Genomic DNA, 13,590 nt, shown 5'->3' on the forward strand with positions numbered 1-13,590 from the left:
GCCGGAGAATGGTAAGCGGTGTCTGCTCGGCGGGCTCATGGCCGCATGGAAGCTTGCACCTGCGCTCGCCGCGGGCTGCGCCTGCGTCCTCAAGCCCGCCGAGCAGACACCGCTTACCATTCTCCGGCTCGCCGCATGGCTTCCGGGGCTCGGTGTGCCGCCAGGCGTGGTGAATATCGTCACCGGATTAGGAGAAACCGCTGGCGCGCGTATCGTCGAACACCCCGATGTCGACAAAATCGCCTTCACCGGTTCGGCTGCGGTCGGCAAGCTGATCATGAAGTCTGCCGCGGATACACTGAAGCGTGTCACGCTTGAACTCGGCGGCAAATCACCGAATATTTTCTTCGCCGACGCCGACTTCGAGGCTGCCATCGATGGCGCGCTCTTCGGTGTCTTCATCAATCAGGGCGAAGTCTGTTCAGCCGGAAGCCGCGTGCTGGTGCAGCGCTCCATCTATCCAAAATTCGTCGAGGCCATGGTCGAAAAGGCGCGCGGCATCCGCCTCGGCGCGCCGCTCGACCGCGAGACGAAAATGGGACCGCTGGTGAGCCGCGAGCAGTATGACCGCGTCTGCCGCTACCAGCAAATTGGCCAGCGAGAAGCGAAGATAGCTCTCGGTGGAGGACAACCCGAGGGCTTTCGCCGCGGCTACTATGTCGAGCCCACGATCTTCTACGATGTGGACAATGGCGCGCGGATCGCCCGGGAAGAAGTATTTGGCCCCGTGGCCGCGGTCATCCCATTCGAAGATGAAGCCGAAGCATTGCGCATCGCCAACGACACGCCCTTCGGTCTCGCCGCCGCTGTCTGGTCCCGCGATATTTTCAGAGCCCTGCGCACGGTCAAGGCACTGCGCGCGGGTATCGTCTGGGTCAACCATATGCAACCTACTTATGTGGAAGCGCCGTGGGGCGGCTACAAGCAATCCGGCTTCGGACGAGAGCTTGGCGTACACGGCATGGATGAATACCTCGAGACCAAGCAGGTTCACATCAACCTGAACGAGCAGCCCATCGGCTGGTACTGAGATTTGTAATTACGGCGGTTTCAATTTCATGGCAGCCATACATATACAAACGGAAATTCCCGGCCCTGCCTCCCGCGCCCTCACCGCGCGGCGGCAGGCAGCCGTACCTCGCGGCGTCGGCGCGGCCACGCCCATCTTCATCCAACACGCCGAAGGCGCGATCCTCGAAGATGTCGACGGCAACCGCATCCTCGATCTCGCCGGAGGTATCGGCTGTCTGAATGTAGGGCATCGGCACGCGGAGGTCGTCGCCGCAATCAAGGATCAGGCCGATACGTACCTTCACCTTTGCTTCACCGTTACCGGCTACGAAGGCTATGTCGCCCTCGCTGAAAAGCTGAACGAACTTGCTCCGGGGGACTTTGCAAAAAAGACGTTCCTCACCAATAGCGGCGCAGAGGCAGTTGAAAACGCCATCAAGATCGCGCGTGCCTACACGGGGCGCCGCGCTGTCCTCTGCGTGGAGGATGGATTTCACGGCCGCACCATGCTGGGACTAACGCTCACCAGCAAGACTCACCCTTACAAGTCGCACTTTGGGCCTTTTCTTTCCGATGTGCACCGCATCGCATTCGGCGTGCATGCTGGAGACAGGCGGCTCCGGCGCTCTGTTACGCGTGACGAAGTGCATGCGCTGCTCGAAAACACGTTTCGCCGCGTCGTCGCCGCCGAAGACATCGCCGCGGTCATCGTCGAGCCGGTGCTTGGTGAAGGCGGCTTCGTCGTCCCTCCCAGCGGCTTTCTGCCCGCGCTCGCGGAAATTTGTGCCTGTCACGGTATCGTATTTATTGCCGACGAGGTGCAGACAGGCTTTGGCCGCACCGGCGAACTCTTCGCCTCGACACACTTCGGCCTTGAGCCCGATCTCATTCTCACAGCGAAGTCCCTGGGCGGCGGCCTGCCCATCGCCGCCGTCACGGGCCGCGCTCCGATCATGGACGCACCTGTCCCTGGCGGCCTCGGAGGGACCTTTGGGGGCAACCCTGTGAGCTGTGCCGCCGCACTTGCCGTCGTGGAAGCCTTTGCCGATGGCCATCTCATCGCGCGTGCCCGCAGCCTCGGGAGAGCCTTCAAGGCGCGCGCACATGCCTGGCAGCAGCGGCATCCTTTCATCTCCGATGTCCGTGGCATCGGCGCGATGCGTGCCATCGAGTTCGCTCAAGAAGACGGTGCGCCTCGAACCGCGGCAGCCAGGGCCCTCGTGCAGCACTGCCTGCAGCATGGCGTGCTCCTGCTCACCGCCGGCACTTACGAGAATGTCGTCCGTCTGCTCATGCCCCTCACGATGACCGACGAAGAGTTCGAGGAAGCGCTCCAGGTGATGGAGGCGGGACTTGATACGATCGCAATGGAATATGGATCGCTCGCAACTGCCGCACCCTGACCCGCATTGGGCATTTGCCCTGCACGGCTGAGGCTGTTACAAACATATTTTTGGAATTGCCTTCCGCCATATGCCTCGGAAATCTCCCCTGTCCCCGCCCAAAGCAGAGAAGTCCAGCGGGACTGCGAACCATCTCTCCTTCCGCATCTCCGAGGTGTCTCGCATGCTCAACGTGAGCTCGTCGACATTGCGGCAGTGGGAGAATGCCGGCCTGACCAAGCCTCGGCGCACAGGCAGCGGCTACCGTTCTTACTCCCGCGAAGAGGTTGAGCAGCTCAAAAAAATCCAGCATCTGCGGCTCGAGAAAAACCTGAACGTCGACGCAATCCGCCACCTTATGGGAAGCGGTCCGGCAAAGCCGTTAGGCAGGCGAAGCACACCCGCTCCCAAGATCGACGCGATCGGCAACCGCCTGCGCAAGCTGCGCCGCGATCGCAGGATGACGCTCTCACAGGCCGCAGCAGGCACGGGCCTTTCCGTTAGCTTTCTCAGTTGCCTCGAGCGCGGACAGGCGCACGCATCGGTCGCCACTCTGCAACGGCTCTCGGTCTTCTATCAGACAAATGTCCTGTCCTTCTTCGGAGGCGCAGACAAGGGTGGAAAGCTTGTACGTCCGCACCAGCGCGTGCAGCTTTCGAGCGAGCCCGGCGTCGATCTCGAACTGCTCGCCTTCGGCTCCACAGCCATGGAGCCACATCTATTCCGTCTCGCGCCGGGCACGTCAAGCGGCGGCTCTTACCACCACGAAGGCGAAGAATTTCTTTTCGTTGTGAGCGGCAGCTGCGACGTCTGGCTTGATGAGGTGGAGCACTACCAGCTGCGCGAAGGCGACAGCCTCTACTTCGCCAGCTCGCAGACGCATCGCTGGAGCAACCCCTACAAAAAGCCTGCCGTACTGCTCTGGATCAACACCCCACCGACATTCTGATACAACTGCGGTTACATTTTGAAGCGCAGCGCCAGCTGCATCTGGCGCGGATCGCGTACACGCGTGACCTCGCCGAAGAGACCGCCGGCAACCGGCTCGTTATTGCCGTTGAACTGGGCGTCGCCTAACTGCCCGTCTGGATTGAGAAACTGCGTGTGATTGAAGATGTTGAAGACCTGGAACGTAAACTCCAGCGTGCCGCGGTGCACGGGCGTGAGCTTTTGCACGGCAAAGTCGGTGCCGTCAACCGGTGGTCCGCAGCAGATACTGCGAGGCGCATTGCCCGCGGAACCCAAAGCCGGCGTGGCAAAGATAGCCGGATCGAAGTAATAGCCGGTGTCGCCATTGAGCGGCGTCCTCGGATTGCGATGGGTGAAGGTCTTCACGATATCCGGCCGGCCAGGGTTTTCGAAATCGCCGCTCCCCTGCAACTCCTGGTCGAGGTTTGAGTCGAGGCGGATCGGAAAACCGCTTTGCAGTGTAGTAATGCCGGAGATCTGCCAGCCATTCTCAAACACGCCCTGAGCGCCGCCATGTTTCGGAAAGGGCAGATCCCACACGCCGCTGAAGACAAAACGATGTCTCGCGTCATAGAGCGATTCGGCGCGGTCGCGCTTGGGATCGAGCGGATCGAGGCTCTGCTCGAAGCTCGATGCGTCATCGGTCGACTTTGCGAAGGTATACGAGGCGAGGAACTGCACTCCCTGTGAGAAGCGCTTTTCGAGCGATGCCTGCAGCGAGTTGTATGCGGAGTTGGCGACTACATCCTGTGCGAAGATGCTCGAGAAGACCGGAACGCCATCCGCAGGACAGCCTGTACCAGACATGGGATCGCAATAGGGCGATGAATACTGGCGAAGTCCCACGAGCGTGATGCCGCCGCTCGGCACCGCTGTTCCGCCCTGAAGGAATGGCGTTGCCCCATAAGGAAGATGCAGCCCCTGCGGCGCAATCGTCTCACCTGCGGGGATGTAATACGCACTGTCTTCGCCATACGGGCTGCAGTTATAGCTGCTGTCTCCGTTGTAAGCCGAGGTCGCGGCGAGATCGAGGCAGGTCTGCGGGTTGCCGTGGTTCAGATCGTAAGTAGCCAGCAGACGATGGCCTTGCGAGCCAACGTAGCCGATCGTCATCACGAGATTGCTCGCAATTTCATGTTGGATCTGCAGGTTGTACTGCTCGGTGTACTGGGTGCGCAGATTGGGTTGCAGCTCGCCAAACATAATGATCGGACGAAATGCCGACCAGTCCACCGAGTCGCCGGGCTTCGGCTCCAGGAAGCCATTGAACGCATTTGGGCTGACCGTTCCGTACTGTGTGACGAAGGGCGTCTGAAACAACGGCGCGGAGATGGAGTTGCTTCCGCCAAAAGGCGGTTCCCCTTGGAACTGCTCCATGACCAATTGCTCCATCGGGTTATAAAAGATGCCGAAGCCCGAGCGCACAACAAGTTTGCCGTGGAAGCTCTCCGGCGACCACGCCATGCCGATGCGCGGAGCAAACGCTTTGTAGTAGGTCGCGGTTAGCCCGGCAGGCACGCCTTTGTCTCCCGGCACAACCAGGCCGAGCGGAAAAACCGCCTCGTTATCGCTGCCCGGTCCGCAGTCCGTGTCTGTCGCGCCCAGCGCGGCCTCGCTCGATGCCGAGAGCACACACGGAAACTGGGTATCAGCCTGCCCCGCGCGGAAGGTCTGCACACGATGCGAGACGTCCGCGAGCGGCTGATTGAGCTCCCAGCGCAGACCGTAATTCAGCGTAAGGTTCGACCGGATCTTATAGCTGTCCTCTGCGAAGAGGTATACGGCGTACGCGCGGATGTTTTCCGTCTGCGGCGATCCCTGCGAGTAACTGTCAGGAAAACCCAGCAGGTAGTTGCCGAAAAGATTCTCTGCGCCAAGGTCGTTCTCGCTGCCGCCGCTATAGCTGAAGTATCCGTTGATGTCGTAGTAGAGCGTCTGATCGAAGCGCTGATTTCTTGCATCCACGCCAAACTTCAGGCTGTGATTGCCGATGGTTTTCGAGAAGTTATCCATCAGCGAGTAGGTATTGCCCACCTGCGGCAGTTCGCCTTCACTATCGTTGCCGATGGTGAATCCGCCACTGATGCTGATGTACGGCACGCCCTCGTGTCCGGCAGTAAGACCGGGCGTAATGCCGAGCTTTGACGTGTTGGCAATCCCGGTCGCCGTGCCGTCACTGGCGTAAGCGTAGAGCGGCGTGTCACTGTTGCCGTTGAAGCAGTACGCTGACGCCGCGCCGGTGCAGGATTCGGTAACAAGATTCGTGCGCTGCGGATGCAGGAATGTTCGCTGGCCCTCGCGATAATAGGTCGCGCGCACTTCGTTCTGCGTGGAAGCGTTCAGCGTCCACGTGTCGGAGAGATTGATCTGCTGGTTCCGCGTGGCGTTATCGCTTCCGAAGCCGGGCAGAAGGTTGGGAATCTCGGCCTGAAACTTTGTAAAGGGGTTCTCTTCAAAGTCGTCATCTGCATAGTAGTAGGCAGTGAAAGAATTGCTGTCACTGAACTTGTGATCGAAGCGGAACGTGCCCTGGTTCTCGCGCGCATGCTGCAATGGCGCGGATTCATATTCGTCTCCGGCGACATTCGGCAGCGGTACATAGTTGCTCAGGATATTCGCGGCCACAGGATCGAAGCAGGCCTGCGGAATCACGTTGCCTGGGAAAATCGAAGACCACGCCATCGCATTGCCCTGCGCAACCGACACCGGATCAGGGACCGTGCCGCCTTGCGAGGAGATCGCGGCCGCGCAGCCCGCGCGATTCGCGATGATCGATGCTGCCGTACCATCGGTGAGCGCTCCCGAAAATGGATCGCCGCCAAAGACACCTGCGCGCTCCTGCGCCGTCGGCACGCGGACACGGTCGGAGCTGATCCCCTTGCGCAACTGACGCCCTTCATACGAGAGAAAATAAAAAGTCTTGTCCTTGCGTACAGGTCCACCGACAGTCGCGCCAAACTGCTCCTGGCTGTCCTCGGGCGTTGCGAGATCGAAATAGCCCTTCGAATCCATGGACTGGTTGCGCACGTAGCCATAGATACTGCCGTGCATACTGTTGCCGCCCGATTTTGTGACTACGTTGATCACCGCCCCTGAATTACGGCCATACTCCGCATCGAAGGTGTTGGTGATGACGCGGAACTCGTCGATCGCATCCGGCGAGGGTTCGATCCCGGGCGAATTCACAAAGAGGTCGTTACCATCGCCGCCATTCACGCTGAAATTATTCGAGCGCCCACGCCCGCCATTCACCGAGACAGCTCCGGCCTGGTCACTGCCATAAAACAGATCAGAACCGCTGACACCCGTAACGCCGGGCTGCAGCTGGAGCAGCTGATAGGTGTTGCGCTGGTTGAGCGGAAGATTCTCAATCGCTCGCGAGTTCACCACCGCGCCTAACTGCGTGCTTGTGGTGTCAACCAGCGGCGGAGCAGCCGATACCTCGATCGATTCCGTGCTCGATCCCACGACAAGTTTTACGTCATAGGAGACAGTGCTATTGAGCTGGACATTGATGCTTTCGACGACGAAGTCACGAAAGCCGTTTCCCGCAGCAGTCAGCTTGTATCGTCCGATAGGCACAGAGAGAAAAAGATATTCCCCGCTCTTCGAAGACTGCACGGTCTGCGTGAGGCCCGAGTCTGCGTTGGTAATCGTCAGGGTTGCGCCGGGAACCACGGCTCCACTTGGGTCAAGAACCCGGCCGAGAATTCGGCCTGTGGTCGATTGCGCGAGAAGAAAGGGAACGTGCAGCAGAAGTGTGACGAGCAGAAGAAACGAGAGCGAGCGACATAGCCTGAGTCGACAACAGACAGCAATGGACAGCATTCTCTGCACCTCGAACGAGGAGTATGGAGACCTGACGATTCCTGCACTTCTGACGAGTCACTACGGGGAGTAAAGCGAAGGCTTGTGGAGTAACAAACCTTACATATATTCAGCAAGATTAGTGAAATTTTTATCGCTGTCAAGAAAAAGTTATGCCCCACGCACAGCAGCATGGGGCATAACTTCTCAAGCCAGCGGGCACACGACAGATGGCCGTGCACCGCAATCAGTTCGACGGATCGTCGTCATCCGAATCGCGCGGAAGCTCAAGCGCCACCAGTCCGAAATGTGTTTCTCCAGACCTCGTCTTCGAGTCGATGGCCACGATGTGAAAGCGATGGGGCATACCGGCGCGCAGTTCGTGATCGTTCGCAGAATCGACGCTCTCATTCACCTGCAGATGGCCGCCCTTCTCTGACGAACAGGTAAGACCGGTGCTGGTAGCCTTACGCGTGCCCACCGGCTGTCCATGGAGGCACTCGAGGATCTCTCCATAACGTGAGAGAGGTTTGCGATAGTAAGCAAGCACCTTGTCCGGAGAGTCGGCAGTCGTGTATCCGGCAGCGACTACGCTGAAGTGAAAGCTGCCCACGCTGAGCCCCATATCCACGCCTGCGCTGTCGTTGGAACTCGACTTATCGAGCTTCGCGCCCGGATAGTCAGGCAACCCCATCTTCGAAGACGGAGCATCGCCACGCGCGTGCATCTCCATTTGAAAGCCCTTATCCTGTGCGGACGCGGTGACGATGGAGAGACACACCATGGCTGCAGGCAAAAAGAGAGAACGCATCGCATCGGCTCCGCGCGGCCGGTTGCCGCGACAGCGATAAATACGCAAGCTGTAGGCGGAAAGTTCCGGCGAAAACGCAGTATCTCTGCGTAAGCGAATACGGCTACTGGATGGACGTCTCGAGGTCGTGGGGAATACGCGGCAGTGTGAGAAAGAAGGAGCTGCCAAGGCCGATCGTGCTCTCCGCCCAGATGCGCCCGCCATGCAGATCGACCAGGCCGCGCGCCAGCGCCAGCCCCATGCCCGTGCCACCGCTCGCGCGTGAGTCCGAAGCATCTCCCTGACGGAAGCGATCGAAAATGGTGTCGAGCATCTCCGCCGGAATGCCGCGTCCATGATCGTGAACTTCAATCAGCGCCTCTGCATCACTGACGGCATGCGCGCGTAAGGCGATCTCCGTGTTAGGCGGAGAAAACTTGATGGCATTGGAAAGCAGACGCGAGATGGCCTGCACGATTCGCCCACTGTCCACCCAGAGCTTCACCGGCTCCGCATCCACGCGAATGCGCAGGCCTGCCCGGTTTGCAGTCTCCGTCTGGCGCTGCACAGCTTCGCGCAGCAGTTCTTCCGCCCGGACCGCGGTGCGATCCAGATGCAGACGGCCTGCGCCGATGCGCTCGAAATCGAGAATGTCGTTCACCAGGAAGACGAGCCGGTTGCAGTTGCTCATGGCGAGCTCGAGCATCTGCTCCGTCTTCTCCGGCCGCCCTTCGAGCGATCCGCTGCTGAGCAGCCCGAGAGCCGCGCGCAGCGAAGTCAGCGGAGTGCGCAGCTCGTGGCTTACCGTCGAGATGAACTCATCCTTCATCCGGTCCAGCTGCCGCCGCTCGGTCACGTCCTGAAATACAACGACGGAACCGGTCGCGCGACCGTCATGCACCAATGGGCAAGCCACGTACTCTACCGGGATCGAGCTCCCATCCCGCCGCCAGAAGACCTCATCGCGCACACGAACCGGGCTTTCACGGCGCAGCGAAGCAAAGACGGGACACTCGGATTCCGGATAGGGCGTGCCATCGGCGTAGCTGTGATGAACCAGGCGGTGAATCGGCTGCCCCTGCAACTCCTCCGGCGTGTAGCCGAGCATCTTCGCCCCGACGCGATTGATAAAGACGATGCAGCCCTCCAGATCCAGGCCGTAGATACCGTCTCCCACTGAGTCGAGGATGGATTCACGCTGGCGCATGATGGCGTGCAGTTTGTCCTCCGCCTCGATCTTCGCCGTCAGGTCGATGCCATGCCCGATCACGAACGGCTCCGCCCCGGCAATCTGCACCAGCTTATTGCGGAAGGCGATCACGCACAGCGAGCCGTCCTTGCGATTGACATAGAGCAGCCCTTCATCCTCGCCGCGAGTGGCCATGCTGTCCCAGTAGCTCTGCCAGCCATGCGTGTGATCGAGATGAATAAAGTCCAGCATGTAACGGCCGACCAGTTCCTCCGGCTTGTAGCCGAGGTTCGCCGCCGCGTAGGGATTGATCGAAAGCAGATATCCGTTCAGATCATGCGTGCAGATCATGCCCAGCGACCCTTCCACCAGCAACCTCGCCTGGGCCTCGCTCGCGCGCAGCCGCTTCTCCCGCTCGTAGCGCCCGCTCACATCGGTGCCGGTCAGCACCAGCACCGGCTCGGCGGCGGGGTTCACATCCCTTCGCCATGCGATCCGGCACTCGCCGCCGTCGGCTCCGAGCATGCTCACCTCGATGCCGGGACCAGGGACCGCGCCCGGCTCCAGCGCCAGCAGCTCCGGGGCGCGGGTCAGGCTTGCGTCCGCAAAAAGAGCGAGAGGAAACGGCTGCCCCAGCGCCTCCGCAGCGGCTACACCAAAGCGCTGTTCCGCTGCGGGGTTCCAGCACACTACGCAGCCACGCCGGTCGAGCGCGACAACCAGCGCCGACACACGGCTCAGCAGTTCGAGTTCGAAGCCCGGAGAGGTAAAGCGTGCGGGAACGATACCATCCACGCGGGGGGAATCCGGACGCGGAGCAGCGCGCTGCGGCCAAAGCTCACGCGGGCGCGTTTCCGGCGCGGTTTCCGACATAGCCTGCCCCCTGGGGGATCGATGCTCTATTCTGGCAAAACTGCAATGGCCCATGCGTAACTCATTTAGGGGATCAGCCTTGCCAGCCTCTTTTCAGAATGGAGGCAAGTAGAGGTGAATCATAGACATACGTTCGGCCACCAATATTCCCAAAACGGGAATGGTGCTATCAATTCCGGGTCCCAGCTTCCTCCCGACCGATGCATTTCGCCAAATGCGGTCAGATCGCCGGTTTCGCGGAAGATCCCGCGCTCTTTACTTAACGATCGTGAAATCTGCCCTAAAGTAGTTCTGTGTCCTCGCATGTACGCACCTCTTCTCACCCTGCTGCACTGCCGGCGGCCATAGCCGGCATCGTCCTCTTCGGGGTAGGCTTCGCGCTGCCTCACCTCCCGCATCTGGCGGAAGCGATCCGCCTCACAGGTGTGGTCCTGATGCTCGGCTGGGCGTTGACGAAGCGCACGCTTACCGCCTGGATCTTCTTCAGCATGGTGGCCGGAGTCGAGCTTGGCCTCGACGCGCCGCAGGTGGCGCTTTCCACGCACGTGCTGAGCGATGTCTTTCTGCGGCTGATCAAGGTCATCGTGGCGCCGCTGATCTTCGGCACACTCGTAACCGGCATCTGCGGCCATGGCGAAGCCAAGACCGTCGGCAGGCTGGGGCTGAAATCGCTGTTCTACTTTGAGTTGTTGACGACCGTAGCGCTGGTTATCGGCCTGGTCGCGATCAATGTGTCGCACGCGGGCGTCGGCCTGCAGGGCTCAGTGCCGCCGCTGCATGGACAGGTCTCCGTCACCGTGACCCCAGCCGGTGCCACGCCCGAGCCGCCGACGCTCTCGTGGCAACACTTCCTGCTGAATCTCTTCCCGGAAAACATCGCCAGGGCGGTTGCCGACGACCAGATCCTGCAGGTGGCGCTCTTCGCGCTGCTCTTCGGCCTGGCTCTGACAAAGGTGAGCGAGGAGAAGCGCGCGCCCCTATTGCGATTGGCCGAATCGCTCACCAAAACGATGTTCGCCTTCACCAACCTGGTCATGTACGCGGCGCCGCTCGGTGTCGGCGCGGCCCTGGCCTACACTATCGCGCACTCGGGAATGGGCGTGATGGTGAACCTCGGCAAGATGCTGCTTACGCTTTATGGGGCGCTCATCGCCTTTGCCCTGCTTGGCATGCTGCCTGCGGCGCTCATCGCGCGCATCCCGGTGCGAAAGTTTCTGCGCTATGTGGCGGGACCGGCGACGATTGCCTTCGCGACCAGCACCTCGGAGGCTGCGCTGCCCCGCGCCATGGAAGCGATGGAGGCCTTCGGTGTACCGAGACGCATCGTTGGCTTTGTCATCCCCACGGGCTACAGCTTCAATCTCGCGGGCTCCGCGCTCTATCTGGCGCTGGCGTCGATCTTCGTGGCGCAGGCTTCGAATATTCATCTCTCTCTCAGCCAGCAGGTCGTCATGCTGGGAGCGCTGATGCTGACCAGCAAGGGCGTGGCCGGCGTTCCGCGCGCGGTGCTGGTTGTCCTGCTTGCGACTTCTTCGATCTTTCATCTGCCTCCGGGACCGATCTTCGTGCTGCTTGGCATCGACGCGCTGATGGACATGGGCCGCACGGTGGTGAACGTCGTCGGCAACTGCCTCGCTTCGGCTGTCGTTGCGCGATGGGAAGGCGAACTCGGCTCGGAAGCGCCCTCACTGGAAGCCACGGTAGCAGTCGCCAATGCCGAGTAGTTCTATCGGCCGCGCATGGCTGGCGTTGGCCGTGGGTGTGGCTGCGATCTCATGGTCGGCAGTCTTCGTGCGATTCACGCACATGCCCGGCATCGCGTCTGCCTTCTATCGTGTCTTCTTCGCGGCGCTCATGCTGTGGCCGATGCTTCTGCGCGATCCTCAAAAACTGCGCAGGATTGACGGCTCCGTATTGCGCATGGCCATGCTCGGCGGCTTCTTCTTTGCCTGCGATGTGGGCCTTTACAACACGGCCGCGCTGCACACCACTGCCGGAGGCGTCACACTTCTGGGGAACAATGCGCCGATCTTCGTTGGGCTGCTAAGTTGGGCCATCACGCGCCGCCCTCCGCCCATGCTCTTCTGGGGTACGCTCGCGCTTTCGACAACCGGCGTACTGCTCATCATGCGCGCAGACACCGCGCACCTCGGCATCCAGATCTCCGCCGACATCATGGCGGTGAGCACCGCGTTCTGCTTCGCGCTCTACCTGCTTGTCACCGAGCGGCTGCGTGACCGCTGCGACTCGGCGACACTGCTCGCGCTCTCCTCTGCGACCAGCGCGGCCGTACTGCTGCCTGTTGCCTTGGTCACGCATACGTCGCTGCGGATTCCCAGCCCTGGCTCTTGGGCCGCGGTGCTGGGCCTCGCGCTCATCTGCCAGGTGATCGGCTACTTCTCGCTCACCTACGCGCTCGGTCACATGCCGGCAACCATCAGCTCGGTGATCCTGCTCGGCGTCTCACCGCTCTCGGCCTTCTTCGCTTATCTCACTCTGGGCGAACACCTGACCGGCATGCAGCTGCTGGGCGGAACTCTGGTGCTCCTTGCCATCTGGCTGGCAGGCAGAATCAGGAGAACGTCGTGACCGCTCGCACGACACCTGAGACAGCCATGACGCCTCAGGTGCCGTGAGCGAAGAATGGCGCAGGGCCAACCTTATCTGGAGACCGTTCCTCCATCCACCGGCAGGTCGATGCCCGTGATAAAACTGCTCTCATCCGAAGCAAGAAAGACCGCTGCTGCTGCGATCTCGTCTGCTCTTCCCAGCCGTCCCATCGGGATCATCTTCTTGAAATAGTCAGTCGTGCCCTCTTCCGAAGTGCTGGCTCCGATATGGACCATGGGCGTCTCGGTCGGTCCGGGGCTGATGACATTTGCTCGTATGCCACGGCCGGCAAGCTCCGCCGTCCAGGTCCGGACAAAGGAGACCAACGCCGCCTTGGTCGCCGAATATGCGCCGAAATCCGGCACACCTAACTGCCACGCCGCCGATCCGGACAAGATGATCGAGGCCTTGTCCGCGAGCAACGGAAGCGCCTTTTGCACTGTGAAATATACGCCTCGCGCATTCAGGTCGAACTGCTTGTCGTATGTCTCCGCAGTGGAATCCACGAGAGAAACAGGATGCACGACGCCGGCATTTGCGAAGACGATATCGACCTTGCCCTTCTCACGCTTCACCACTTCATAGAGGCGATCGAGATCCTCAAGCTTCGATACGTCTCCCGAAACCGCAGTGACGTTTTTTCCGATAAGCGACACTGCCTTGTCCAGTTCCGCCTGGCGTCGGCCGGTAATGAACACATAGGCCCCTTCCCTGACGAACCGCTCCGCCGTGGCCAGGCCGATTCCGCTATTGCCTCCAGTGATCACCGCTACTTTTCCATCCAATGCACCCATCGATCTCTCCTTTACCGCATCAGGCTTGGATTATTCCGGAACGATCATTCCGTAATAACCATTACAGATGTAGGCAGCACGCATCGGATTCATGATTTTGCACTCTAATATCAGGAGTGAGTGGGTCCGCATGATGAAAACCGGAAAGACAAAGACAGGCCGGCC

At 60.6% G+C, this 13,590-nt stretch carries 9 protein-coding genes; 5 read left to right on the top strand and 4 right to left on the bottom strand.

Going from position 1 to position 13,590, the window contains the following annotated elements; translation table 11 throughout:
• The 3 genes from QM649_RS19085 to QM649_RS19095 all read left to right on the top strand — a co-directional run.
• The coding region (locus QM649_RS19085) for an aldehyde dehydrogenase family protein (protein WP_415200670.1) at positions 1 to 1,030 on the top strand (1,030 nt) is incomplete at its 5' end.
• 28 nt (positions 1,031 to 1,058) lie between these two features.
• Positions 1,059 to 2,414, top strand: coding sequence for a 4-aminobutyrate--2-oxoglutarate transaminase (gene gabT, locus QM649_RS19090; protein WP_415200671.1), 1,356 nt, complete (start codon positions 1,059 to 1,061; stop codon positions 2,412 to 2,414).
• A 70-nt stretch (positions 2,415 to 2,484) separates the two neighbouring features.
• The gene (locus QM649_RS19095) at positions 2,485 to 3,342 is read left to right on the top strand and encodes a MerR family transcriptional regulator (protein ID WP_415200672.1); all 858 of its coding nucleotides are present in this window, start codon (positions 2,485 to 2,487) and stop codon (positions 3,340 to 3,342) included.
• Between the two features lie 11 nt (positions 3,343 to 3,353).
• Here QM649_RS19095 and QM649_RS19100 read toward each other — a convergent pair whose 3' ends face one another.
• From QM649_RS19100 to QM649_RS19110, 3 genes are all read right to left on the bottom strand, one after another.
• Entirely contained in the window at positions 3,354 to 7,190 is a 3,837-nt protein-coding gene (locus tag QM649_RS19100; protein WP_415200673.1) for a carboxypeptidase regulatory-like domain-containing protein, read from the bottom strand.
• A 226-nt stretch (positions 7,191 to 7,416) separates the two neighbouring features.
• Positions 7,417 to 7,980, bottom strand: coding sequence for a hypothetical protein (locus QM649_RS19105; protein WP_415200674.1), 564 nt, complete (start codon positions 7,978 to 7,980; stop codon positions 7,417 to 7,419).
• A 103-nt stretch (positions 7,981 to 8,083) separates the two neighbouring features.
• Entirely contained in the window at positions 8,084 to 10,021 is a 1,938-nt protein-coding gene (locus QM649_RS19110) for a PAS domain S-box protein (protein WP_415200675.1), read from the bottom strand.
• A gap of 293 nt (positions 10,022 to 10,314) precedes the next feature.
• On the opposite strand from QM649_RS19110, the gene QM649_RS19115 reads away from it, so the two are divergent.
• Both QM649_RS19115 and QM649_RS19120 read left to right on the top strand, forming a co-directional pair.
• The gene (locus QM649_RS19115) at positions 10,315 to 11,745 is read left to right on the top strand and encodes a dicarboxylate/amino acid:cation symporter (RefSeq protein ID WP_415200676.1); all 1,431 of its coding nucleotides are present in this window, start codon (positions 10,315 to 10,317) and stop codon (positions 11,743 to 11,745) included.
• The gene (locus QM649_RS19120) at positions 11,735 to 12,610 is read left to right on the top strand and encodes a DMT family transporter (RefSeq protein WP_415200677.1); all 876 of its coding nucleotides are present in this window, start codon (positions 11,735 to 11,737) and stop codon (positions 12,608 to 12,610) included. Before QM649_RS19115 ends, QM649_RS19120 begins: the two co-directional genes overlap by 11 nt.
• A gap of 71 nt (positions 12,611 to 12,681) precedes the next feature.
• On the opposite strand, the gene QM649_RS19125 is transcribed toward QM649_RS19120, so the two are convergent.
• On the bottom strand, positions 12,682 to 13,425 hold the full coding sequence (locus QM649_RS19125) for an SDR family NAD(P)-dependent oxidoreductase (RefSeq protein WP_415200678.1): 744 nt from the start codon (positions 13,423 to 13,425) through the stop codon (positions 12,682 to 12,684).
• Positions 13,426 to 13,590: the final 165 nt, after the last annotated feature.

This window comes from Silvibacterium sp., assembly GCF_047605705.1.
In the GTDB taxonomy this organism is placed as follows: domain Bacteria; phylum Acidobacteriota; class Terriglobia; order Terriglobales; family Acidobacteriaceae; genus Silvibacterium.

Coding starts and splice junctions, on each gene's coding strand:
- QM649_RS19125 (WP_415200678.1), bottom strand. CDS start 13,425: ATGGGTGCATTGGATGGAAAAGTAGCGGTGATCACTGGAGGCAATAGC.
- QM649_RS19110 (WP_415200675.1), bottom strand. CDS start 10,021: ATGTCGGAAACCGCGCCGGAAACGCGCCCGCGTGAGCTTTGGCCGCAG.
- QM649_RS19095 (WP_415200672.1), top strand. CDS start 2,485: ATGCCTCGGAAATCTCCCCTGTCCCCGCCCAAAGCAGAGAAGTCCAGC.
- QM649_RS19120 (WP_415200677.1), top strand. CDS start 11,735: ATGCCGAGTAGTTCTATCGGCCGCGCATGGCTGGCGTTGGCCGTGGGT.
- QM649_RS19105 (WP_415200674.1), bottom strand. CDS start 7,980: ATGCGTTCTCTCTTTTTGCCTGCAGCCATGGTGTGTCTCTCCATCGTC.
- QM649_RS19100 (WP_415200673.1), bottom strand. CDS start 7,190: ATGCTGTCCATTGCTGTCTGTTGTCGACTCAGGCTATGTCGCTCGCTC.
- gabT (WP_415200671.1), top strand. CDS start 1,059: ATGGCAGCCATACATATACAAACGGAAATTCCCGGCCCTGCCTCCCGC.